This window comes from Bartonella sp. AD24XZML, assembly GCF_042196485.1.
Classification (GTDB): Bacteria; Pseudomonadota; Alphaproteobacteria; order Rhizobiales; family Rhizobiaceae; genus Bartonella.
This window is the reverse complement of sequence record NZ_JBHIQH010000077.1, coordinates 1-24,455: the sequence shown is the minus strand read 5'-3', so window position 1 is coordinate 24,455 and position 24,455 is coordinate 1. Positions and strand designations below refer to the sequence as shown.

Annotated in this window: 23 protein-coding genes and 3 pseudogenes; 17 read left to right on the top strand and 9 right to left on the bottom strand. The window is 37.5% G+C overall.

The features are described from left to right. Nucleotides 1-335 precede the first annotated feature (335 nt). The 8 genes from ACFIMX_RS07325 (at nt 336) to ACFIMX_RS07290 (ending at nt 8,577) form a co-directional block, all read left to right on the top strand. A complete protein-coding gene (locus ACFIMX_RS07325; protein ID WP_375633547.1) occupies nt 336-2,108 on the top strand; it encodes an SLC13 family permease in 1,773 nt (590 codons plus the stop codon). A 582-nt stretch (nt 2,109-2,690) separates the two neighbouring features. Further along, on the top strand, nt 2,691-3,362 hold the full coding sequence (locus ACFIMX_RS07320; protein WP_375618447.1) for a tetratricopeptide repeat protein: 672 nt from the start codon (nt 2,691-2,693) through the stop codon (nt 3,360-3,362). A 4-nt stretch (nt 3,363-3,366) separates the two neighbouring features. Further along, nucleotides 3,367-4,791, top strand: coding sequence for a ribosome biogenesis GTPase Der (gene der, locus ACFIMX_RS07315; RefSeq protein WP_375618448.1), 1,425 nt, complete (start codon nt 3,367-3,369; stop codon nt 4,789-4,791). Between the two features lie 1,085 nt (nt 4,792-5,876). Beyond that, nucleotides 5,877-6,311, top strand: coding sequence for an AtpZ/AtpI family protein (locus ACFIMX_RS07310; protein ID WP_375618449.1), 435 nt, complete (start codon nt 5,877-5,879; stop codon nt 6,309-6,311). Nucleotides 6,312-6,318: 7 nt separating this feature from the next. Next, nucleotides 6,319-7,077 (top strand): F0F1 ATP synthase subunit A, encoded by a 759-nt coding sequence (locus tag ACFIMX_RS07305; RefSeq protein ID WP_375618463.1) that lies wholly within the window; start codon nt 6,319-6,321, stop codon nt 7,075-7,077. Nucleotides 7,078-7,130: 53 nt separating this feature from the next. Next, nucleotides 7,131-7,361: a F0F1 ATP synthase subunit C gene (locus ACFIMX_RS07300; RefSeq protein WP_005773968.1), complete on the top strand. Its 231-nt coding sequence runs from the start codon at nt 7,131-7,133 to the stop codon at nt 7,359-7,361. Nucleotides 7,362-7,504: 143 nt separating this feature from the next. Continuing rightward, the gene (locus tag ACFIMX_RS07295; protein ID WP_375640010.1) at nt 7,505-8,071 is read left to right on the top strand and encodes a F0F1 ATP synthase subunit B; all 567 of its coding nucleotides are present in this window, start codon (nt 7,505-7,507) and stop codon (nt 8,069-8,071) included. Between the two features lie 11 nt (nt 8,072-8,082). Then, nucleotides 8,083-8,577 carry a F0F1 ATP synthase subunit B gene (locus ACFIMX_RS07290; RefSeq protein ID WP_375612090.1) on the top strand — a complete coding sequence of 165 codons (495 nt, stop codon included), beginning with the start codon at nt 8,083-8,085 and terminating at the stop codon, nt 8,575-8,577. A 124-nt stretch (nt 8,578-8,701) separates the two neighbouring features. On the opposite strand, the gene glyS is transcribed toward ACFIMX_RS07290, so the two are convergent. The 4 genes from glyS to ACFIMX_RS07270 all read right to left on the bottom strand — a co-directional run bounded on the left by glyS (nt 8,702) and on the right by ACFIMX_RS07270 (nt 14,823). Then, a complete protein-coding gene (gene glyS / locus ACFIMX_RS07285) occupies nt 8,702-10,924 on the bottom strand; it encodes a glycine--tRNA ligase subunit beta (RefSeq protein WP_375640012.1) in 2,223 nt (740 codons plus the stop codon). Further along, entirely contained in the window at nt 10,924-11,865 is a 942-nt protein-coding gene (locus ACFIMX_RS07280; protein WP_375640013.1) for a glycine--tRNA ligase subunit alpha, read from the bottom strand. Before ACFIMX_RS07280 ends, glyS begins: the two co-directional genes overlap by 1 nt. A gap of 91 nt (nt 11,866-11,956) precedes the next feature. Next, nucleotides 11,957-13,651: a tetratricopeptide repeat protein gene (locus ACFIMX_RS07275; RefSeq protein ID WP_375618453.1), complete on the bottom strand. Its 1,695-nt coding sequence runs from the start codon at nt 13,649-13,651 to the stop codon at nt 11,957-11,959. A gap of 95 nt (nt 13,652-13,746) precedes the next feature. Continuing rightward, on the bottom strand, nt 13,747-14,823 hold the full coding sequence (locus ACFIMX_RS07270) for a polyprenyl synthetase family protein (RefSeq protein WP_375618454.1): 1,077 nt from the start codon (nt 14,821-14,823) through the stop codon (nt 13,747-13,749). Between the two features lie 179 nt (nt 14,824-15,002). On the opposite strand from ACFIMX_RS07270, the gene ACFIMX_RS07265 reads away from it, so the two are divergent. The 6 genes from ACFIMX_RS07265 (at nt 15,003) to ACFIMX_RS07240 (ending at nt 19,619) form a co-directional block, all read left to right on the top strand. After that, nucleotides 15,003-15,791 (top strand): tRNA1(Val) (adenine(37)-N6)-methyltransferase, encoded by a 789-nt coding sequence (locus ACFIMX_RS07265; protein WP_375618455.1) that lies wholly within the window; start codon nt 15,003-15,005, stop codon nt 15,789-15,791. Nucleotides 15,792-15,983: 192 nt separating this feature from the next. Further along, nucleotides 15,984-16,832, top strand: a complete 849-nt coding sequence (locus tag ACFIMX_RS07260; protein ID WP_012754808.1) for a S49 family peptidase — start codon at nt 15,984-15,986, stop codon at nt 16,830-16,832. Between the two features lie 240 nt (nt 16,833-17,072). Next, nucleotides 17,073-17,969: a 4-(cytidine 5'-diphospho)-2-C-methyl-D-erythritol kinase gene (locus tag ACFIMX_RS07255; RefSeq protein ID WP_375618456.1), complete on the top strand. Its 897-nt coding sequence runs from the start codon at nt 17,073-17,075 to the stop codon at nt 17,967-17,969. A gap of 177 nt (nt 17,970-18,146) precedes the next feature. Continuing rightward, entirely contained in the window at nt 18,147-18,815 is a 669-nt protein-coding gene (locus tag ACFIMX_RS07250) for a ribonuclease HII (RefSeq protein ID WP_375640016.1), read from the top strand. A 273-nt stretch (nt 18,816-19,088) separates the two neighbouring features. After that, nucleotides 19,089-19,301, top strand: a complete 213-nt coding sequence (locus tag ACFIMX_RS07245) for a type II toxin-antitoxin system RelE/ParE family toxin (protein WP_375618458.1) — start codon at nt 19,089-19,091, stop codon at nt 19,299-19,301. Nucleotides 19,302-19,319: 18 nt separating this feature from the next. Continuing rightward, a complete protein-coding gene (locus tag ACFIMX_RS07240; RefSeq protein ID WP_375618459.1) occupies nt 19,320-19,619 on the top strand; it encodes a HigA family addiction module antitoxin in 300 nt (99 codons plus the stop codon). 56 nt (nt 19,620-19,675) lie between these two features. Here the strand turns inward: ACFIMX_RS07240 and ACFIMX_RS07235 are convergent. From ACFIMX_RS07235 to ACFIMX_RS07225, 3 genes and pseudogenes are all read right to left on the bottom strand, one after another. Then, nucleotides 19,676-20,572: pseudogene (locus ACFIMX_RS07235) on the bottom strand (tyrosine-type recombinase/integrase); the annotation flags it as partial. Further along, nucleotides 20,524-20,877 carry a hypothetical protein gene (locus tag ACFIMX_RS07230; protein WP_375618460.1) on the bottom strand — a complete coding sequence of 118 codons (354 nt, stop codon included), beginning with the start codon at nt 20,875-20,877 and terminating at the stop codon, nt 20,524-20,526. The pseudogene ACFIMX_RS07235 and the gene ACFIMX_RS07230, both read right to left, overlap by 49 nt. A gap of 102 nt (nt 20,878-20,979) precedes the next feature. Further along, nucleotides 20,980-21,426: pseudogene (locus tag ACFIMX_RS07225) on the bottom strand (DUF488 family protein). A gap of 73 nt (nt 21,427-21,499) precedes the next feature. Between ACFIMX_RS07225 and ACFIMX_RS07220 the strand changes: the two are divergent. The 3 genes and pseudogenes from ACFIMX_RS07220 to ACFIMX_RS07210 all read left to right on the top strand — a co-directional run bounded on the left by ACFIMX_RS07220 (nt 21,500) and on the right by ACFIMX_RS07210 (nt 23,288). Then, on the top strand, nt 21,500-22,507 hold the full coding sequence (locus tag ACFIMX_RS07220) for a filamentous hemagglutinin (RefSeq protein WP_375694248.1): 1,008 nt from the start codon (nt 21,500-21,502) through the stop codon (nt 22,505-22,507). A 101-nt stretch (nt 22,508-22,608) separates the two neighbouring features. After that, nucleotides 22,609-22,941 (top strand): hypothetical protein, encoded by a 333-nt coding sequence (locus ACFIMX_RS07215; protein WP_375639786.1) that lies wholly within the window; start codon nt 22,609-22,611, stop codon nt 22,939-22,941. Then, nucleotides 22,883-23,288: pseudogene (locus ACFIMX_RS07210) on the top strand (hypothetical protein). The gene ACFIMX_RS07215 and the pseudogene ACFIMX_RS07210 overlap by 59 nt, the downstream one beginning before the upstream one ends. 99 nt (nt 23,289-23,387) lie before the next feature. Here the strand turns inward: ACFIMX_RS07210 and ACFIMX_RS07205 are convergent. Then, nucleotides 23,388-23,588: a helix-turn-helix transcriptional regulator gene (locus ACFIMX_RS07205; RefSeq protein ID WP_375694247.1), complete on the bottom strand. Its 201-nt coding sequence runs from the start codon at nt 23,586-23,588 to the stop codon at nt 23,388-23,390. A gap of 209 nt (nt 23,589-23,797) precedes the next feature. Beyond that, on the bottom strand, nt 23,798-24,455 hold a 658-nt coding region (locus ACFIMX_RS07200), incomplete at its 5' end, for a tyrosine-type recombinase/integrase (protein ID WP_375639783.1).

Here is a 24,455-nt window from a genome sequence, read left to right as displayed (position 1 = left end):
GAGAGTGAAGATAAATTCTTTTAAGCAACGACAAAGGTTTAAATATAGCGTGTACCAGTTTCAACAATTATCTACTCTCTATATTAGAGTTATTCTCATCTTTTTTGCAATATAGCTTTATCAACTTTTATCAATTTTCTTTGGGTTCAGCACTTTATAGAAAAGCACGCATAATAAGGAGAGGCAAGTTTATGCGCATCATAATTTTTTATCACTTTAAAATTATCCTAAAATATTCCGATGTCTGCTTTTATCTTGCTGCTGTTTATAGGAATATTTAAAACATAAAAAATATGTTCTTGTTCATTATAATTTAAAGGGGAGAGGTAAGTGTTATGACAGAAAATCAAATAATGGCTTTTTCGATCATTGGTCTCATGATGGTTGTTTTTATTTGGGATCGATTTCGTTATGATCTTGTTGCTATTTGTACATTATTAATAGCTTGTGCCCTTGGTCTTGTTAGTCCGAAGGAAGCTTTTAGTGGTTTTAGTAATGATATCGTTATTATCGTGGGGAGTGTGTTTGTTGTCAGTACTGCTGTATCTCGCTCTGGTATAATGGAATTTATTATCCAACGGATATGGCCAGATGTGAAATCGGTGCGTCTTCAATTAGCTTTTTTGGTTCTTTCTGTTGTCGTATTATCAATGTTTGTTAAAAATATTGGTGCTTTAGCGATTATGCTTCCGATAGCTTTTCAGTTTGCACGTCGTTCTCAGGTTTCTCCTTCTGTCTTTTTGATGCCCATGGCTTTTGGTTCTTTGTTGGGGGGGCTTATGACACAGATAGGAACATCTCCCAATGTTGTTATTTCAGCGATGCAAGAACGTTTAGCAGGAACACCTTTTACTATGTTTGATTTTACACCAGTTGGTGCGGTTATTGCGACGGCTGGTGTTTTATATTTGGTTCTTTTTTATTGGCTTTTGCCTGTGCGTGTACGTTCAGGTGTATCGTTTGATGATGCCATTGATATTCGTAATTATGTTGCAGAAGTGCATATTCCAATAAATTCACCGATTGTGGGAAAAAATATTGTTGATTTGGTTAAGCCATCAAGTGGTGATGTTATGGTGATTCAAATCATCAGAAACAAAGTATCTATTTCACCATTACCAGATTTTGTTTTGTCTGAAAATGATATTATTTTGCTGGAAGGATCACATACAGGGTTAGATAGCGTGATGAACTCTGCTCGTTTAGAGTTTTCTAAGGGGCGAACTATTGCTGCAGGTGATAAGGACAGTGACATTGATATTATTGAAGCGGTCATTACCCATAATTCACCTCTTATTGGTATTAGTGCGAAAGAGTTTTCCCTATTTGATCACTATAATGTAAATTTGCTTGCGTTAAGTCGTCAACATGAAAGGGTGCGGGGAAGACTTGATGATATTATTTTCCATCTTGGAGATGTGATTGTTTTGCAAGGACAGGATGCAGTTATTCCAAATTTATTAAGAGAATTGAAATGCTTGCCCCTAGCAAAACGAAATATTGTGTTTGGAAATTTACGACATGGTTTCATCTCTTTAGCTGTTTTATTTATAGCAATTATTTTTACAGCTTTTCATATTGTTCCAGTTGCTTTTTCTTTCTTTTCTGCTGCTGCTGCAATGGTGATCTTTCGTGTTTTACCCGCGCGTGATCTGTATCAGGCATTAGATGGCCCAATATTAGTGCTATTAGCGGCTCTTATTCCAGTGAGTGAAGCGTTAGAGAAAACAGGATGTACGGATCTCATTGGTCAATGGCTGAGCCAATTGGCAATATTTTTCCCGCCATCCGGTGCTTTAGCGCTTATGTTGGTGACAGCTATGTTGGTCACGCCATTTTTGAATAATGCAGCAACAGTGATGATGGTAGCACCAATTGCGTCAAGTTTTGCTCATTCCCTTCATTATAAGCCTGAAGCTTTTTTGATGGCTGTTGCAATTGGTGCGGGTTGTGAGTTTCTTACACCTATTGGACATCAAAGTAATATGCTCGTGATGGCGCCAGGAGGATATCGTTTTAGTGATTATCCACGTTTGGGTGCTCCATTGGCGGTGTTGATCGTTATTATTGCTGTTCCAATGCTTATGTGGGTTTGGCCCTTACAATAGGATATTTTAAAAAACTTTAAGGATCAATTATAAAAAGTTGTTAATCGCATGAAGATAAGCTGAAGGGATACACTTTGTATATAGAATTTTAACTGAAGATTTGGAATTATACCACACTTTAATCACGGCGCTTCGGTATTTTTGATACAGATAAAACTTTATCTATTTGGTTTTAGTAGACATTCGTGGAAATTTACTGTTTATTCAAGTTTTTTCAAGAATTAGTTTTTCTATTATAATTGTATAATTCAATACAACCAACGATTGCGGTTGAAGACTTCAAAAGATTATCCCTCTATATAATGGGGAGAAAGTTCGCTTGAGATGATAGGCAATCATGATAAATATTAAGGCAGTGAATTTTTCATAAGACTCAATATATGTAAAGGCTGTAATGTGAATAAACAGGGTGCTTACATCATTTTCGATTAAGACTGTTGCAAAAATCTGATTGAATTGGCTACATGTTGATTTAAAATAAATAAACGAGCAATTTAAAGATTTTTAGTTAATTAGGGCTACCATCTTTATCCATTTATGCGTAAAAGCATAGGTGAAGTAACTTTTTTCAAGGTATGATATATGTCGTATGATAGTTTTATTGCTGAAGTGAATGCAGAATTTCGTCAGGAAAAGGCGCTTGCTTTTTGGAGACGGTATGGTTTTTCAATTATTGGAGCAGCTATTCTTTTTATATTCATGATAGTTGCTTATCAAGTTTATCATCATACACAAATAAAGAAAGCTGGTTATATTGGTGATGCATTTGTAAAGAGTCTTGATCTTGCGGATACACGTGATTTTGATAAAGCGATAAAGCAATTAGAAACGGTTAAAACCTCTCATTTTGGGGGGTATCCTTTTCTTGCTCGTTTACGTGAGGCTTCTTTACTCATGGAGAAAGGTGATATTATTAAGTCAGTGGAGATCTTTGATTCTGTTGCAGCGGACGAGAAAGCACCGCAGATTTTGCAGAAAGTTGCAAAAATTCGGGCGGCTTATATTCTGGTTGATACAGGGACATTAACTGATGTTGAAAAGCGCATCAAAGATATGGCAAGTGATACCGATCCTATGCGTATGTCTGCAAGAGAAGCTTTAGGCTTAGCTGCTTATAAGGCGGATAAAATGGATGAGGCGGTTTATTATTTTAAGAAAATTTCTGAAGAAGGTTCTTTGGGTTTAAAAATAACAGATCGGGCTCGAATGATGCTTGAGCTTATACAAGCAGAGGGCAAGGCAAATAAGGAATAAATCGATGAGCCTTACCATTGCTATCGTTGGTCGTCCCAATGTTGGGAAGTCAACACTATTTAATCGTTTGGTTGGGCAAAAATTGGCTTTGGTTGATGATAAGCCTGGTGTAACACGTGATCGGCGTATTCATACGGCAAAACTTCAAGATCTACGTTTTTATGTGATTGATACGGCTGGGCTGGAAGAAGCAGGTGATCATACACTTGAGGGGCGTATGCGTTCTCATACAAAAGTTGCAATTGATGAAGCGGATCTTATTTTATTTGTATTTGATGCAAAGAGCGGAATAACACCAAGTGATTTAAATTTTTCTTCATTGGTTCGTAAATCAGGAAAGCCAATTGTGCTTGTTGCCAATAAGTCTGAGTCAAGAGCGGCAACAGGAGGAGAGTATGAGGCGTGGTCATTAGGTTTGGGGGAGCCTTGCCCAATATCGGCTGAACATGGTTTGGGACTTAGTGATCTGCGTGACGCAATTATAGATGCTGTTGGGTCAGAGCATGCTTTTGGCAACAACAAAGAAGAAGATAGAATGATACAACCTGCATCTGTTGGTGATGATGTAAAGGATTTGGAAGGAGAGGAGCTTATTTACGATGAAAGTAAGCCCATTAGGATTGCAATTGCGGGGCGTCCCAATACAGGAAAATCCACTCTTATCAATAGTATGTTGAAACAAGAGCGATTGTTAACAGGACCAGAAGCAGGACTCACGCGTGATTCTATTTCTGTAGATTGGGAATGGCGTGGTCGTCATATTAAACTTTTTGATACTGCAGGTTTACGTCGAAAATCGAGAATTCAAGAAAAATTAGAAAAACTATCTGTTGCAGATACTTTACGTGCTATTCGTTTTGCAGAAGTGGTGGTCATTGTTTTTGATGCAACGATACCTTTTGAAAAGCAGGATTTACAAATTGCTGATCTTGTGATTCGTGAAGGGCGTGTTCCAGTTATTGCTTTCAATAAGTGGGACCTTATTGAAAACAGTCAGATCACATTGATTGATTTGCATGAAAAATGTGCGCGATTTCTTCCTCAAGTTCGTGGTTTGAGAGCTGTTCCTTTATCAGGACAATATGGTCAAGGGATTGATAAACTGATGGAAAATGTCATGATGATGCACCGTGTATGGAATCGTCGTATTTCGACGGCTAAATTGAACCAATGGCTTGGAGCTGTTGTGGCACATCATCCACCTCCTGCGGTTTCTGGACGTCGACTTAAGGTTAAATACATCACACAGGTTAAGACACGTCCTCCTGGATTTATGATTTCCTGCTCGCGCCCCAAAAGTATGCCCCAGTCGTATTTGCGTTATCTTGTCAATGGGTTACGTGAAACATTTGATATGTCTGGTATACCCGTTCGCATATCATTACGAGCCTCTGATAATCCTTTTGCGACACGTTCCAAGAAGAAATGATAATTCTTTAATTTTTTAAGTGAATGAAATCTATACTTAAGAATCTTAAAAATAAGTTTTTTAATGATCTTTCTTTTCATAAAAGAAAAAGTTTTATTTGCTAAAGTTTTAATTTTATTGATAATCATTTATTATGAGCGCTATTGAATAGAGCTCTCTCATCTTGATAAAGATCATTTATTTGCATGTCATGAGAAGAGTTTAATAGGGAGTATTTAAGAAAGAGTACATAATCCTCTTAATGGGTTATTTAAGTGCAAGAATAGATGCAATATGAGGGTAGGGGAATATAATTATGATGCTTGTTTGAAAAGCAGCATTAGATTATCGTTTCATAAAAATAAAGCTTATGAATAAGCGCTTTTGCTTGTTTGTCTGAATAAAAAGCAAAAATATTTGCTGAATATCCACAGATATTCAATTGTAAGGAGCGAAGTTTATAAAAGTGGATTAAAATTGTATAAAGTGGTATGGTAATCATAGTTAAATTTTATTGTGTTCTATTGGCTTAATCTATTTGAAATTTTTGATTTATTAATATCTTGTATTTAAAGGAGGTTCTCTTAATACCCTCAAGCTCATTTCGTGATGAGGCTTGTAATGGCGTATATAAAATACTTTGCGAATAGGATCATACAGAAACCATTGATTATTATCATTTTCATAAAATGAAAAGTGCAAGTTTATTCGAATAAAAGGAGAAAACCAACGTTCTCATACTGTTTTTAGTTTTCTATGTTCTCTTTCAAAACTAGGACTGATATAACATTGGGAGTTGGAAAATAAGATGGTATTAGTTTACATCTTTCGTTAAGCGTAAAATGGTTGTTCTATAAGTTTTATATTATTCACGGGAACTTTTCGTTATACATTCACGGGTGCTGTCGTGAAATCGGTTTAGGTGCTTAGAATATCTTTTTAAGAAAGCATGTAAATTGAAAAATACGTTATTTCTGCAATGAAATTTATACGATAACTTGTGATAGATTTCTTTTAGTATCTTGACGAATAAATTCGGGAACAATATGATGCACACGGTTTTATGAAATGTATTCTTACGTTGCTTTTTAATTAAGGAGCCAATGATGGCGATGGGCGAGAAACCCGTTATGAGCCGTAAGGAGGCTGAAGAGAAAAAGCAAGGAGAGTGTCTTCATTCAGAGGATTTGGAATGTCGTAGTAGGAACTTAAGCGTAGCTTTAGTGCGCAAGCAAGCATTAAAGAAGCGGGAGTATAAGAGTAAGCGGGAAAAATCACAAGGAAGGATGGCAGGTGCAATTAAGCTTTCCAGTGAGTTTCTGGCAAGTATTATAGTTGGTATTGTTTTGGGGTTGGGGTTTGATAAGTTAGCAAGTTCATGGCCTTGGGGATTGGTATTTTTTCTCTTCTTTGGATTTGCTGCGGGTGTATTGAGTATTCTTCGGTCTGTGGGGTATGTTTCCTCCAGTCAATTAGGAAAAAAAGGCGTATTGCGCCAAGATAAACAAGATAAAGGGGCCAATGAGAGGTCCGATAAATGAGGTTGAAGTGACAGCACACGCTCCAGATCCTATTCATCAGTTTGAGGTTTCAAGGCTGATTAAGATTTCCATAGGAAATATGGATTTATCGTTTACAAATGTATCATTGTTTACAGCCCTCACGGTTGTTGTAACTTCTATTTTTCTCTTTATTTCATCATCGAGTCGTGGATTGGTTCCAACGCGGATACAGTCTCTTTCGGAAATGGCATATGAATTTGTAGCATCGACTCTGCGGGAATCATCTGGTGTGCAGGGAATGCAGTTTTTCCCTTTAGTTTTTTCTCTGTTTACTTTTATTTTGGTTGCTAACTTTATTGGTCTCTTTCCTTATTTTTATACGGTTACGTCTCAAATCATGATCACGTTTTCGTTAGCAATGGTGGTAATCTTGACGGTGATTGGTTATGGCTTTTATAAGCATGGGGTCAGTTTTTTGAAACTGTTCGTTCCCAGTGGAGTTCCTGTTGTGGTTTTACCTCTGGTGACAATGATTGAGGTTATTTCTTTTCTCTCCCGTCCAATTAGTCTTTCTCTTCGTCTTTTTGCGAATATGCTTGCTGGTCATATTACGCTTAAAGTGTTTTCTGGGTTTGTTGTTTCAATGATTGGGGTAGGACTCGTAGGTGTGGGTGGTTCGATTTTACCGCTTATTATGACTGTAGCAATTACTGCTCTTGAGTTTTTGGTCGCATTTCTTCAGGCTTACGTCTTTACGGTTTTAACTTGTATGTATCTTAATGATGCAATTCATCCAGGACATTAATAAACTGGCGGTTTTCCGTCGAATAATGCAATTTCGCTTTAAAGGAGAATAACATGGAAATGGTGCTTGCAGCAAAATATATTGGTGCTGGTCTTGCTTGCTTTGGTATGGCTGGAACAGCTTTAGGACTTGGTAATATTTTTGGTAGCTATCTTTCTGGTGCATTACGAAATCCATCAGCAGCAGATAGTCAGTTTGGACGTCTCGTCTTTGGTTTTGCTGTAACAGAAGCTTTGGGAATTTTTTCATTGCTCATTGCTTTATTACTTCTTTTTGGGGTTTAATCATTATCAAAAGGGTATATCTGTTCTTGCATGAGGAAAGATTTACCCTTTTAGGCTCTTAACCAGAGAGATGCCAGAGAGATGTTAGTCAGTTATCATCGGTTATAGAGGGCTTTAATAAGCTATTTAAAGGATGAAAGAAGATGTTTGTTTCAAGCGCTTATGCACAGAACACTGAAACGTCGATAGAACATATTAAAAAGGTGGCAGAGCATGCAAAGCGTGTGTTTCCACCTTTTGATTTTGTGCATTTTGGTTCGCATTTTTTCTGGTTGGCAATTTCTTTCGGACTTTTTTATCTTTTTATCTCCCGTGTAATTGTACCACGTATTGGCGGTGTTATTGAAACACGGCGAGATCGAATAGCATCTGATTTAGATCAGGCAATGCGCATGAAGCAAGAAGCAGACATTGTTGTTGAAACTTATGAGCGGAAATTAGCGGAAGCGCGTTTGAACGCGCAGGCTATAGCGCAGGTAGCTAGTGAAGAATTAAAAGAAAAGGCAGAGCTTGAACGGAAAGAAATTGAAGAGAGTCTAGAGAAAAAACTTGCAGATGCTGAAAAACAGATAGCAAAAATTCGGGATAAAGCGATGCAAAATGTTGGTTCTATCGCTGAAGAAGTAGCTCTTGAAATTGTGAAAAAATTGATTGACTTTGATATCAGCAAAGAGGCTGTTCGTTCAGTTGTTAAAACTGCGGATTATTGAGGAAGACAAAGATGACTGATACTTTTTGGGCATTTGTTGGGTTAGTTCTTTTTTTGGCTCTTTTAGTCTATTTCCAAATTCCACAGAGAGTTATACACCATCTTGATGCGCGCGCGAAACGTATCAAAGATGAACTGGATGAGGCCCTGCGTCTTCGTGAAGAGGCACAGGAAATATTGGCTGAATATCAACGCAAACATGCAGAAGCAGAAAAAGATGCGCAAGAAATTATTGCAGCAGCAAAGCATGAAGTTGAATCTGTTATTGCTGAGGCCCGTGCAAAAGCAGAAGAATATGTAAAAAATCGCAATAAATTGGCAGAACAAAAAATTGCCCAAGCAGAAGCTGATGCAATACGCATGGTTTCTTCATCGGCGATTGATTTGGCAATTTCTACAGCACGTACCCTTATTGCAAGGGAAATAGATTCTAACAAGGCAGATGAACTTATCAAAGAGTCTCTTGAGAAAGAATCATTTATCAAAATGAAAACATATCTTAATTAATGATATTTGAGAGATAAAGAACAGTCTCTTTGGTTGCATGATTTTCTCAATATTAATTAATAAAAGTCATAAAAAAGAACAAATTATCTTCATTGTTTTTATCAGTTAATAGGGTAATTTGATTTTAAATGATAAGTTTTGAGAAGTCTGCAACCGATTGTGTAATAATGTGAGTGTGTTTGAGAAGAGCAAGACGGTTAGCACGAACATCAGGTTTTTTATCATTCACCAATACCTTTTCGAAAAATATATCAATCAATTTTCCAAGTGGCGCTAGCACACTGAGTGCAAATGATAAATTTGTCGCATTGATGGGAGCAAGAACCTGTTTTTCTACTTCACAGATTGCATGATAGAGCTGCTTTTCTTCTTTCTCGACAAAGAGTTCAGGATTAATTTCATTCGCTATTGTTGTGCTTTTTTGAAATTCATTTTCAAGAATATTGGCAGTACGTTTTACAGAGGCTACAAAGTTCATTCCATCATGGGTATTGATAAAAGCGATAAGCGATTCGACACGACGTGCAACCAATAAAAAATCATCAGAATCTTTATTTAAAACGGCTTCAAGGGCATCGTAACGAGCACCTTCCTCTTTTAGATAGATTTTCAAACGGTCATGAAAAAAGAATAACAGGTCTGATAAAATATATTCTGTTTTTTCTGGAAGCAGATTCTGCAATTGTGAATTTTCTTTTTGAGAGATTTCATATTTATTTTTTTGTTGTAAGAAAAGATTCGTTGCTAACTGGAACAACGGCATAAGATTGATTTTCCAATCTCGCGAAAGTACAAGCCTAATAATTCCCAATGCTGCTCGTCTTAACGCATAGGGATCTTTTGAGCTCGTTGGTTTTTCATTAATGAGCCAAAAGCCAACGAGCGTGTCAATTTTGTCGGCGAGCATAACGGTTATAGCAAGCGGTTCTTGTGGAAGACGATCTGTTGGTCCTTGAGGTTTATAATGTTCTTCGATTGCTACAGCTACGCGAGGATCTTCCCCTTGAAGAAGGGCATATTTTTGTCCCATAACCCCTTGTAGTTCAGGAAATTCTCCGACAATTTCTGTTTGCAAATCAGCTTTTGCAAGGATTGCTGCACGTTTTGCTAAAAGAGGATCTGTCTGTATCAAAGGTGCAATTTCTTGTGCGAGTGTAGCAATGCGTTCTACTCTTGCACCTTGCGTACCTAATTTAGCATGAAAAGTTACATTTAAATGATCAAGTCGCGCCATTCTTTGATCAAGAGGCTTTTTTATATCAAGATCAAATTTTTTTATAGAAGATTCCAATTGTTGAATATCAGGCAAATCACGCTGATCGGTTTGCCAAAAATAAAGTGCATCAGAAAGACGGGCACGGACAACCTTACTATTTCCTTTTGAAATTTCTTTGCCTTGATCATTTGAAAGAATATTAGAAACGAGAATAAAATGATGAGAAAGTTTTACTTTTTCTCCTTGTTTACGGGTAACAAAACATTTTTGATTGGCTCGAATGGTCAAGCGAATAATTTCTGGAGGAATATCAAGGAATGATTGGTCAAAATCACCCATCAAGATAACAGGCCATTCAACAAGACCAGCAACTTCTTCTAGGAGCGGATTGTCTTGAACCAGTTCTAAACCGTTGGCAAAGCAGAGATTTTGGGCATCAGCTAAAATAATATTCTTTCGTCTCTCGGCATCCAGAATGACTTTATGGGTTTCAAGTTGAGTAACATAATCATCAAAGCGGCGCACTTGAAATGGCTTTCCATCACTTAAGAAACGATGACCATAAGTTAAATTATTGCTTTTAAGAGAACCAATTGTAAACGGAATAACATGTGTTTCACCAATTTCTGGTCCGAAGACGCAAAGAATGTTTTGTAAAGGTCGAATCCACTTCAGAGCACCACTTTGTGCTGAATCTTTTCCCCAACGCATAGATTTCGTCCACGGAAAGTTGCGGATAATATTCGGTAAAATATCGGCAATAATTTCTTCTGCAGCTCGACCTTTTTTAACAATTTTAGCAATATAAAAATGCCCTTTTTTATCATCATGTCCAATATGTGCTTCAGAAATATCGTTTAATCCTGTTGCACGTAGAAAACCATCAATTACATGCTGTGGTGATTTTATACTAGGACCTCTTCGTTCTTCATGGATATCTTTTGAGCGTATGGAAAGTCCGCGTATGTCCAATGTTAGCCGACGAGGTGTCCAATATTCACGAGCAGCTTCATAGATCAATCCAGCATTCACAAGTTGATCTGTAACAGATTTTTTGAGATCAGCAGCAGCTTTTCGTTGCATACGTGCGGGTATTTCTTCACTGAAAAGTTCAAGAAGAAGATCAGACATTAGGCTTCTCCAGTATATATTTGTCCAGCTTCTGTGAGTAAGAAGGCTTCCCCACAACGGCGCGCGAGATTACGAACGCGAAGAATGTAATTTTGTCGTTCGGTTACAGAAATAACGCCACGTGCTTGCAAAAGATTAAAGATATGGCTCGCTTTAATACATTGGTCATAGGCAGGAAAAACACAGCGATGGAATACATTTTCTTTATTTGGTTTTCCAGCATCAAGAAGTGCCCTGCATTCGCGTTCTGCATCGATAAAGTGCTGATGGAGCAGTTTTGTATCAGAAAATTCGAAGTTGTAATATGAGTATTCCTGTTCTGCCTGTAAAAAAATATCTCTATAACTTATTTTGTTTTCTCCCTCCAAACCATTAAAGTTAAGGTCATAGACGTTATCAACCCCTTGGATATACATCGCTAGACGCTCAAGACCGTATGTGAGTTCCCCTGAAACTGGAGCGCATTCAATGCCGCACACTTGTTGAAAATAAGTAAATTGAGAGACTTCCATTCCATCGCACCAACATTCCCATCCAAGCCCCCAAGCACCAAGAGTGGGACTTTCCCAATCATCTTCAACAAAGCGAATATCATGCAGTTTTGTATCAAGCCCGATAGCTTGTAGCGACTTTATATAAAGTTCTTGTAGATTGAGCGGAGAGGGTTTGAGAAGCACTTGGAATTGATAATAGTGTTGTAAACGATTTGGATTCTTACCATATCGGCCATCTGTTGGACGTCGAGAGGGTTGGACATAAGCAACTTTCCAAGGGCGTAGTCCTAGAGAGCGTAATGTTGTTGCTGGATGAAAAGTTCCAGCTCCGACTTCCATATCGTAAGGTTGCAAAATTGCACATCCATAGTGTGCCCAATAATTTTGCAAAGTTAAGATTAGTCCCTGAAAAGAACGTTTGGGGTTAAGATGTTCAGGCAGTTTCACGCTTTATACTCTTTATATTGGACTAAACAAAAAACCAAAGTAATTTTAGTTTCTCTATTTATTATTCATGTGGTTTATGGTTAAGCATCGTTTATTGCAAACCAAATTTCAACTTTTCTTGAATTTGTTCAGAATTTTCTGGTTTTCCGTCAATTGCGTGATTCCATTGAAAGATTGCTTCACGTTTACGCCCAACTTTCCAATAGGCATCCCCTAAATGATCATTCAGTGTTGGGTCTTCAGGTTGTAATCTGACAGCATTTTCTAATATTTGCACTGCTTTATTATATTCTTTTAGTTTATAATAAGCCCACCCTAAAGAATCGAGAATATGACTGTTGTGAGCTTGTAAAGCAGAGGCTTTTTGTAGCATACGGAGCGATTCTTCAAGCTTCTCACCACGTTCCACAAGGGAATAGGCTAAATAATTAAGAACCTGCGGTTGATTTGGGAAAAATTCAAGTGATTTTCGCAAGTCAAGTTCTGCTTTTGGCCATTGCTTTAAACGTTCAAAAGCAATACCACGCTGATAAAAGAGTTTCCAATCGTCCTGCTGAAAGTTTTTTATCTTTGTAATAGCGTAGTCTAGAGTTTTAATGGCCTCAAGAAATTTATTGTCCTGCATATAAAAAGCAATGAGCGTTATCAAAATATTACGATCATTGGGAAATTTTTTATTTAATAATGTGAGTAATTTTATAGCTTCTTTGTAATTATTGTTATTGGCAAGAAGGAATGCAAGATGAAGTTGCCCATCTTTATAATAAGGAGATTTAGGGGATAAAGCGCGATAAAGTTTAATTGCTTGATGTGGATCGTTCAATTTAGCAGAAATGTGTGCGAGCTGAAACAGTGTTGCGTCATTTTGAGGGTATAAGGCGAAAGATAATTGCTTAAAAATACGTGCAATTCGCCCTGAGTTTTTGTGGTTGAGGGCTGTTCCAAAATTATATAATACCTCGGCTGCTCCTTGCTGAGGTGTTTTAATAACTCTCTCTAAGAAAGAATTTTTTTCAATTTTTTCTCGAAAGTTTTTAAGGACTTCTCGACCTGACAACATTTGTTCGCCATGCTGGATTGTTTGAAGAGCTTGGTTGCGCATATTATGGCGCAATTGGAATGAGGCATAGGCTATGATAATACGCTCATAAGTATTAGGAGCGATAAGAGTTCCCTGTTTGTTATTCAGTGCTTTAATGAAATATTTTTTTGCATCCTTTGGCCGTTCTGCAAGGTCGCTCATAAGTGCTAGATGATAAGATATAAAAAGATCATACCAGACAGGACCTTTGAGTTTCTTAAGATCATTGATTGCCTGAGATTTTTGTCCAGATCCAAATGTAATCCAAGCACCGATGAGTTCAGGTATTGGATTATTGGACGTAGGAAGTTCCTTTAATTTCAGAAGAGCCTTGGCATTCTTATAATCTTTTTTGATGAGACTTTCTACTGACAAAGTTAAGGAAACAAAGGGAGTTATAACATCGTTTTCTTTGAGTTTTTGGGCTTGTTGGACAGCTTCTTTAAAGTTTCCGACTGAGAGCATAGCTTCAAGGAGCTCTTTTTGTGTTTCAATGTTATCAGGTTGATAAACCAGTGCTTGTTTAAAATAATTGATAGCAAGTTCTGTTTTATTTTCATGATTTGCAACCCTTCCAGCTAAATAAGCACCTGTAAATGAGCTTGTATGAGTTGCTGCACTTATTTTACTGTAGGTGAGGGATGGCATCAGCATGATACCCACGATAAAGAGGGCAAAAAGTTGAGATACCGTTGCAGAGCACATGGAGCTAATCCTTTTCAAGATAATCAATCGATGGTGTTGTTTATAGATCATATCTCATTACTTTATTGAGAAATACTGCGCTTCTTGCAAAGAATTCAGTTTACGCGCGCAATACAAAATTCAACAGTCTCAACGAGAGCATTGTAAGCAAGATTTTCGTTCATGGGAACAAGAGCATCAATTGCATATTTTCCATAGATGCGTGCTTGTTCTATTGTATCTGTGATACTATCATACTTTTCCATTAAGTGTTGCGCGTGTGCGAAGGATTCATCATTATTATTGCCATCTTCAAGCGCTTTTTTCCAGAAATCTTTTTCTACCATATTCCCACGCTCATATGCGAGAATAACAGGCATTGTGATTTTTCCTTCTCTAAAATCATCCCCTATATTTTTTCCTAAATTTTGAGCACTACCGCTATAGTCAAGTGCATCATCAATTAATTGGAAAGCTAAACCTAAGGATGTTCCATATTCACGTAATGAAGAACGCTCTTTATTTCCATAGCCAGCAATAATGGGTCCTACTTCAGCGGCTGCTGAAAAAAGTGCTGCTGTTTTTGCATTGATGATTTTGAGATAGTCTGGAGGGCTTGTTTTGATATTTTTTGCAGCAGAAAGTTGCATAACTTCTCCTTCAGCAATAATTGCAGCAGCATTGGCTAGGACAGAGAGCGCTTCTATGGAGCCGACATCGACCATCATTTTAAAGGCCTGACCCAATAGGAAATCACCAACAAGTACACTTGCTTGATTCCCCCAAATCATCCGTGCTGTAGATTTTCCACGTCGTAAATTACTTTCATCAATCACATCATCGTGTAGTAATGTTGCTGTATGCATAAATTCAACAGCTGTTGCGAGTTTTATATGCCCGTCACTTTGATAACCGAACATATGAGCAGAAGCAAGCGTAATCATTGGACGTAATCGCTTTCCACCTGATGAAATAAGATGGTTAGAAATTTCAGGGATCATCTCAACCTCTGATTTTGCCATAGAGAGAATAAATTGATTTACGCACTCCATATCTTTTTGAGTAAGATTGACAAGAGATTGAAGAGAAATTTGATTATTTCTTATTTGTTTTGGTTTGATAGCTGCACTCAATGTGTTTACTCCTAGAGTATTGCAATGGACATATATAAAATTTACTTTATTCATTAGCATAAAGGGGGTTTGGTTTTGACTCAAGCTTTTGATGTCGTTTAAAAGTGTTAGCTTGGAATGTTATTGGCAAGAAATGTTCTTTAGCGAGTGTAATCTTATTGTTATAAAATAATAAAAAATTTAAAATAGCAGCTGAATGGCAAAAATGCAGTTTATAAAGGTGAGCATTAGGCTTTTAAATGGATAAAGCAGCGAATCAGAGTGGTGAAACAATTGACAGTTTTCACCGCGGGAAATTTTATTTGGTTCAACCCCATAAATATGGTCATCGTTCTGGAATGGATGCGATGTTATTAGCTAGTTTGGTTCCAAGTGATTTAAAGGGCAAGGTTGTTGATTTAGGTGCAGGTGCTGGAGCTGCAGGGTTGGCTGTTGCTTCGCGTTGTCTGAAAGTTCATGTTACCTTAGTTGAACGTTCAGCTTTTATGGTATCTTACGCTCAAAAAACGCTTATGCTAAAACAAAATAAACAATTTGCTAGCCGAATTTGTTTGCTAGAAGCAGATGTTACCTTCAAAGGGAATGCCCGTATAAAAGCAGGTTTGATAGATAATAGCTTTGATTTTGCGATTATGAATCCACCTTTTAATAATCCCACCGATCGTAAGACACCTGATAAACAAAAATCTGAAGCACATGTTATGTCTGAAGCAATGTTTGATAACTGGTTGCGGAGTGCAGCAGCTATTGTTAAGCCAGGTGGATACTTAGGGCTCATTGCACGTCCACAATCGCTGACAGATATCTTGCGTGCTTTAGAAGGGCGTTTTGGTGGTATTTGTATAATTCCTGTGCATGCCCGTGCGAAAACAGCAGCAATTCGTCTTTTATTTTACGCAAAACGAGGAAGCAGAGCAGCTTTATCTATTTTACCGGCATTGGTTATACATGAAGGTAATGACCATACTTTTTCACCTCGAGTTGATGCAATTAATAATGGATATATAAGCTTGTGGGAACTTTTCTAATAGTATCTTGTGTTTTTTAGTTTATTATTTAAAGTCTACACTTTGTCATTAGGGAGGTTTAGCTTTTGGGTGAAGTTATATTTCTGGTTGTAATGTGGGGATTGATTGGCGCTTTTGGATATTATAGCGTTGTTCCTTTTTGTTGTCCTTGCCTATTTAATTGTTCTTAATTTATAAGGAGATTTTGTTTTGATGGATTTTATTAAAAGTTTTATTCCACGCCGTTTTTCTTCCGATAAACTTGAAATTCCTGTGGTGCGCCTTCAAGGAGCAATTATGGATTCATCAGCATCTATATCTCGTACCCTTTCCCTCAGTAGGTGTGCAAATCTTTTAGAGAAGGCTTTCGCACACAAAAAGTCACCGGCTGTTGCACTTATTATTAATTCTCCTGGTGGTTCACCTGTACAATCGCGTTTTATCTTCAAGCGCATTCGTGACTTGGCAGAAGAAAAAAATAAAAAGGTTCTTGTGTTTATTGAAGATATTGCAGCATCTGGTGGTTATATGATTGCTTGTGCAGGGGATGAAATTTTTGCAGATCCTTCTTCAATTGTTGGTTCCATTGGAGTGGTTTCAGCTTCCTTTGGTTTTCCGGAACTTTTGAAGAAAATTGGTATCGAACGGCGTGTATACACAGCAGGAAAGAACAAAGTTACATTAGATCCATTTCAGCCAGAAAAAAAGGCGGATATTGAGCATTTGAAATCTCTCCAACTTGAAGTGCATCAAACTTTTATCGATTTGGTTAAAGAACGGCGTGCTGAAAAATTATCAGATGATTCGAATCTCTTTACAGGAATGTTTTGGAGTGGAAAACAAAGCGTTGAGCTTGGTCTGGTTGATGGATTGAATGATGTACGTTCTGTTATTAAGGAGCGCTTTGGTAATGATGCAAAACTTCGACTTATTATGCCTCCAAAAAGTTTTTTAGGACCTAAAACGCCTTCAGGAGTGACGGCACATACGGTTTATACAGTCGTTGATAGTGCATTGATGGCAGCAGAAGAGCGAGCGCTTTGGCAGCGTTATGGTTTGTGATGGAAAGGTTCATTCAAGCCAGAGAGATTTTTATCTAAAAACAGATGCTAGAAGAAAAAAGGCTTGAAATGATATGAATGAAAACATGTCGTTTATTTTGTATGAGTGCTCTTTATATTTATTGTTTGTTTAGAAAACGATTAAGAATATTCCAAGCTGCTTATAGGGCTTGTGCTAATAAAAGTATGGATAAAAGGGGGAATTTGTAAAAGAACCCTATGTAAGTGAATATTACGTCATATGATATCAAATGTACAAACTTCGTTCCAAAGACATTCCTATTTATTTACACCTATTAAATTGAATTTAGCTCTACATGTTGTGGGGCAACGTGCTGATGGATATCATTTAATAGAAAGTTTGGTTTATTTTAGTCTTAGCGGTGATTGTCTACACTATGCACCTTGTGAAAATAATCAGTTTGTTTTGACGGGGCCGTTTGCAAAAGGACTTGTTTCTCATTTAGACAATTTGGTTATTCGCGCACGGGACTTTATGCATAAGACTTTTCCGGAATGTGCTCAACCTGCTTTTTTTCGGCTTGTAAAAACATTACCTGTTGCTTCAGGCATTGGTGGTGGCTCAGGTGATGCAGCTGGGGTTATCAGCATGTTGCGTCGGCAGTGGAATCTTGATTGCTCTTACGAAGAATTAGCAAAAATGAGCTTAGTTCTTGGTGCTGATGTTCCCATGTGCCTTTGTGCATTAAAGTATCAGCAGCCGCTTTTGGTTAAAGGAATTGGTCAAGAGATGATACGACTAAAAGAAGCTTGTTCATTAGCAATGGTATTGGTTAATCATGGACAAGAGATTTCAACACAAGCTGTTTTTAAAGCGTTAGAAAAGCGTCATAATCCTTCTTTAAAAATTAATACAGACGCTTTAAAGAGTGTTGATTCATTAGTTGAAGTTTTACAAGAAACGCGTAATGATCTTTTTTCTCCTGCATTAAAAATAGCACCTCAGTTAGCTGAAGTGTTATCTATATTAGATGAATGTGGGGCTCTTTTTTCCCGTATGTCTGGAACGGGAGCAACTTGCTTTGGCATTTTTAAAAATAAACAAACGGCGCAACAAGCAGCTCTTTTTATCAAATCAATGCACCCAAATTGGTTTGTAAAACCTATCATGACTTAGGAAATATTTGATAAATAAATATAAAAGCTTTTATTTCATCATGATTTTATTATACATAATAAAAGAGGGTAACCAAAGAAATGTGTTTTTTTATTTTTTGTGCAAGAATTCGCGGAATGTTTGAAGAGGCATTTAAAACTGTAATGCTTGCAAAAAATGATCAGTCTACAGAAATAGATGTATGTTTGTTGTATTTGTGATTTATCAAAGATGTTTAATTTTCCGCTAAAACCAAATTTTTCGTGCGAATTGGATTTGCAAAAACAGGGTTTTTTTTATATAGCAGGTGTTGATGAAGTAGGACGGGGGACTCTCGCTGGACCTGTGGTAACAGCAGCAGTTATCTTGGATAAAGATCGTATTCCTAATGGGTTAAATGATTCAAAAAAACTTTCTTTTCTCCAACGAAATAGACTTTATCATGAAATTTTGCAAAGTGCATTAGCGGTTTCAGTTGCCAGTCTTTGTGCCCGTACAATTGATCAATCCAATATTAGAAAAGCAACTTTAGAAGCAATGAGTCGCTGTATTATAGGATTAGCCATACCAGTCCACTATGTCCTTGTTGATGGGCGTGATATTCCTTCTGAGTTGTCCTGTCCTGCAATGGCGTTGATTAAGGGTGATCAGCGTTCGGTTTCCATTGCAGCCGCATCTATTATTGCGAAAGTAACGCGTGACCGGATGATGGAATGTGCAGGACAAGTTTATAAAGGGTATGGTTTAGAGAAGCATGTAGGTTATGCAACGCTAGCGCATCGTACAGCTCTTGATAAATATGGACCAGTTATAGGATTACATCGTTATAGTTTTGCACCACTAAAAGAGTGTAAAAAAGGCAATTAAAATCAATAATTTATTACAAGAGTAAGGGATTTTATAATCATTGATTCTGTTATGTTTTTTTGGGTATCTATCCCTAACCTTTTTGAAGCTTTTTTATCACTTATTCCCATCCATTTTTCCAGATATAGAATCAGATATTTCTAACATGGGCTTGACTCTTATTGTTATTAACCGTATAGCAATGATATACGACAAGGGGCGGTATATGGCAATTGTGAGTTTTAAACATAAGGGCTTAAAATTATTTTATACAACAGGTTCCACAAAAGCTATTTGATCAGATCACGTAAAAAATCACGTGTTATCTTAACGGCTTTAACAAGTGCTACTACGCCTGAAATGTTGAGAGCGCCTGCCTTTAAAATACACCCTCTTAAAGGTGAACTTACAGGGTACTATTCTATATGGATGAATGGAAATTGGCGTGTTACTTTTCGCTTTATAGGAACAGATGTGGAGCTTGTTGATTATCAAGATTACCATTGATGAGAGGAATGAAAAAAAATGATGCATAACCCCGCACATCCGGGTGAAGTTCTGAAAGTAGCTTTCTTAGAAGAAATGGGGATAACAATACAAAAATTAGCTGATCATCTCCATATGACAAGAGCTTCTTTATCAAGAGTGATTAACGGACATGCTTCTATAAGTACCGAGCTTGCTATTAAATTAGAATTGGCTGGTTTTAGTAAAGCAAAATTTTGGTTGGATATGCAAACAAACTATAATTTATGGCAAACAAAGCAACAGGCACAACCACCTATTTCTCTTCTTGTTTCTGATACACCTCAAACGCCGCTTTGATTTCGTTAATAATTTTGATGGTGCTTTGGTTTGTTTTTTAGCTGCTGCCCATTGCTCTAACTTTTTTGTAGCTTTTTGATTGCTTCTATTGCAAGTCGTTTTCTATCGGCTGTTCTGGTACAAAGGGATGCCATTTTATCTTCTGTCCAGCCAAAAAGCGCTTTCATTTGCGAAACTGTCGCACCAGCATTAGCTGCACGTGTTGCTGCTAATTTTCGCAATCCGTGCGCTGATTTTTTAATACCCGCCGCATTACATGCTTCACGAAAGAGGTTGCCAAAACTTTCTTTGACAAGCTTATTTCCACCTTTACCACAAATAAATGTTTCGTTACCTATGGGACCAATTTTAAGGGTTTCCTCTAGTTCTGGTAAAATAGGAAGAAAAACATCTGTTTTAAATTGGCTCTTTTCTGTTTTGAGATAAATGATATTATCTTTGACGTCTTTCCAGCCGATACGAACGGCATCACCACGACGCAAGCCTGTATAAAGAAGAACATCAATCCAGACGCGTTCATGTGTACCATGTGACCAACGGTGATAATATTTGTCTATGTCCTCTTCTAGCCATGGCAGTAATCCCCCACTGTTTAAAGATTTTGGTGCTTTTATATTAAAGGCAGGATTTCTATTTAAAAGGGCATTATCAACCGCCCAATTAAAGAGACCGTTTAAAGAGGTTAAAAAATGTTTTGCCGCCGCGAGGGTATCCCGCCTTCTGTCTACGGCTTCAAGCATGTGTTGTTTGTTTATGCTTTTATATGCACGATCACCGATATGTTTAGAAACATTATTCAGAATTCGATATTTAACTTTTTTAGTAGATTCTGATTGATTATGCCATTGCATGTTTTGTAAATACTGATGCAATAACCAATCGAAAGAGCCTTTTGTAAGTCTGTTTATTTTCTTGGAGATGCCATTTTGCGCTTGTTTAATAGCCAGCGTATATTTGCTCTGATGGAAATCAATGGACTGTCATAAATTTTAGCTTTTCCACTAATAAATGTGCCACCGTAAACATGTGCATCCCCAAAAACCTTGGCATAACCATAGACTTTTGCATAATCACTTATCCAGTAATTGCCATCATGACTTAGATTGTCTTCTTTTTGTATAAAAGCGCCAAGATCACCTGCCTTTACATCTCCAAAGTCTCTCAAAGCACGGATGCGGTAAAGTGTAATGTATCCACCAACCTCAATTTTTTTATCAGTCAGTTCATATTTCTTTTCCTTGATTTGCGCAGAATTCACCCGTAGCGTGAATCATGCATCACTTAAAAGTTGTTAGGAATGGGTAGGGGGCTGGGAGGCATATGGGCACTCCCATTTTTAAAAAATATGCAAATTTATTTTTTAGGTGTGCTTAATTTCATATTTCCAATCAGGCAATGGAATGAGAGCTAATGCGAGTTGTCCTCTATGACACATGCATACATTGGCTTCAAAACAGGTGATTGCAACGCGCTTTTTGTTAAAAAAAATTTGATATAATTTGTTTATTGCACAAGAATTATCCTTGAGAGTTGTATTTTTATAATCTTCAAAAAGGCGATCATAATCTTTTGTGTTTTCAAATTTCTTCGTTTTTCAGAGGCAATTCCAAGTTCAGGCATATGCCATATATTCAATATCAATGTTGTTTACAACTTTCTCTAATTGTCTTTTTGAAAATCCGTATTTTCTGCTTATTGGATTTTTACGAATATCATACAAAAGTTTAATATTATTTTTGATAAGTTGATTGAAATAGTCCTCAAAGGATTTTCTTTCATAGCCAATGGTAAAAAACAAAGCTCTCATCTTTAGCAGACTGTATGATGATATGTTTGATATTACACACGTTTAATTTCCTTAGTAAATAGGTGGGGGCTCCATGAGTGCCTCTTTCCAAAAGGATAAATCCTCTAGCGATTATCATAGTGTTGTGGAGCAATCAGGCATCAAAGCGGGTGATGGCGGCTTTAATATCATTGTTAAAGACAAAACGACCCTAACCGGAGGCATTATTGCTAGCACAGCCTCAGCGGACAAAAACAGCCTGACCACAGGAAGCATTAGCACCAGTGATATCACCAACAGTGCGCATGCTAAAGCCAGCAGCCATGGGTTTAGCATTTCTGGGAATGACACGATAAAAAACATTGCCAAGAATGTTTTAAATCACGGCAAAGCCAAGGATGGAGCAGAAGGGAAAACCAAATCTGCTATCAGCGATGGGACTATCATCCTTACTGATACAACTGGACAGAGGGCGATGGGGCAAGATGCTGGACAAATCATTGATGCACTCAACCGCAACACCGCTACAGCCCACCAAGCAGTAGGACAGCTAGATGTCGCACCGCTTGAAGGAGCAGTGCATAATCGCGTAGATATGATCAATGATTTATCGGATGAAGGATTGGGATACTGGGACAAAATACGCGAATTCGCATATCTCAAAGAGCATCCTGAGGGTGAGGTTGAGCATGATGAAAATGGCAATGTCCTCTATGCAACAGATAAAAATGGAAACTATATAAAAGACAGCTATGGAAGAAAAATACCTCTGTATCACTATTTAACACCAGAAGAAGAAAAACATTTACAAAAAGGTTCTGATGGCAAGGTTCATATGTTTTACAATGGTATTTTTACCTCACCAGATGATGCTGCGCGTTATACTGTCCAGTTTGCTGACAATGATCATGGTCCCCTTTATTTTACATACTTCCCAGAAGCTGAAGACTGGGAAGTGGAAGTAGGGATAGCGATTTTTCAGAAGTTTCTGGAAGGTAGATTTTTTTTTGGATTGACCAATTCAACCAAGAAATTCCAGGATACAATGTATCTTTATGGCAATACAGGATTGCATGATGATGCCCATAGTCGTGGACCATAACAGCAGGAAATGGATCACACGATTTAGTAAAGCATGGTGTTCACGGTATAGCAAAGGAAACAACGGTTAATTTTTTTGGTCCAGCTTATAATACTCAAGACATGGCAGATACGTTATATATCTTAAGGGATGGAAAGAAAACCACTGTCGGCTTGGAAAACCATGCAGATGATTTTGTTGGTGTTGTGTTTGGCAAAAATCCCGCTACTTTTGACAAGAGTCCCTTGGTAGTAACGCAGTTAAAGAGGCAAAGAAAGTACTATTTGATTATCCAAGTCCTCATGTTTGTTATGCAAATGCGGATCGAGCATGTAGGCATGATTATGGTTCATCTCACCGGATACAAATTGATTCAATTAATTCATGGAGCAAAAAATGAAACACATTTTAAGATTATTAAGCGGGATAATCCTGTTAAGTATAGCTGGGTGTAATTTTTTTAAGTCTGCTCCAGGGTATATGTATATGTGGGAGAAGCCAGGAGCAGATTTTACTGAGATAGGAAAAGCTTTTATTGGAATGTGGAATGCCAATGCCTTATGATGAGGATTCAGAAAGCAGAGAGCAGAGTATTAATGCATAGGCAACAGTCCATGCTTGCATGATTCAATCAGGATTCCACTATAAAGATGAACATGAAGGGGGATGGTGTTATACTTTTAAAGAAGAAAACCTTCCGATTTGTCGTCCAGGTGCTGTCATCCCACAGAGAAGTGTCAAGAGGCGCTTAAATAGCCCTTATTGTAAAAAACATTCAGAACAACTTGAATGCAAACCTTAAGTCATGCTTCAGCAGAGAAAGCCTTGAATTTACACCAAATAAAGCTCTGGGATAATAAGTTTGAAAAAGCCTTGTCCGTCCTTACATGACAAGGTTTTTTTATGCCGCGTCGTTATAACGTTGCTGTTTTGCTTGCTCGATGACATTCAAAAGATCTGATTGTAACCAACGCGATAAAAAACCAAATTTTAAAGGTTTTGGGAGAGAGCCATTGGTTACATGACGGCGGAATGTTGAAACACTCATATGAAGCAATTTTGCACTTTCACGGTCTGTTAAAAGAATATCATTTGCTGTCATATTAAAATCCTTTCACTATAAAAAAATGGTAACAAATCATAACTATTTATTAACCACATTTTGGTTCATTTAGAAAGATGTTTTATTCATAGAAAACAATATTTTATCATATAATTTCTGATGTGATAATTTATGACTCTTATTGAGAAAGAATGAGAGAAAAGAGAGCTAAAGTTATCCACAGATAATGGGGTTATTCACCCCATATTTTAGGTTTGACCTGTGACATAAGCCGCCCATTTATCCATATAGACACGGCGCTGTCCTAGATAGTCAGTACGACGATAGGAGCGCTCTACTTGCCCTCCTACTGTATGACTTAGAATGGTTTCAGCGACCTCATAAGGGGCATCGGTTGTTTCAGCAAGCCAATCGCGTAAACTAGAGCGAAAACCATGCGGGCAGGCTTCAAGCTTATTGTCTCTCATATATTGAGCCATACGATTTTCAGCAATGGGAGCACGACCAGAAAAAGACAGAATGAAATCACTTTTAGAGATACAGCGGGCTTGTTCAATTACTTTCATTGCTTCTGATGATAAAGGCACACGAAATTCTGTTGTAGCATCGCGCTTTCCTTTCATATTTTCAGCAGGTATGGTCCAGATATCCCCATCAACTTGATCTTCACGAATATGACGTAAAGAGTTGGTACGGACCCCTGTCAGAATAAGCAAACGCAAAGCCAATTGTGTTAAGGTTGTTGTTTGACAAAGTGTTTGATAAAAGGCAGGAACATCTTTCCAATCCATTGCTGGTCTATTCGTGATCTTATGGCGTTGTTTACCTGTAAGGATAAGCAGACGCAAAGCCAGTTTTGTTATGGTTGATGCTTCACAAAGTGTTTTATAAAAAGCCGGAACATCT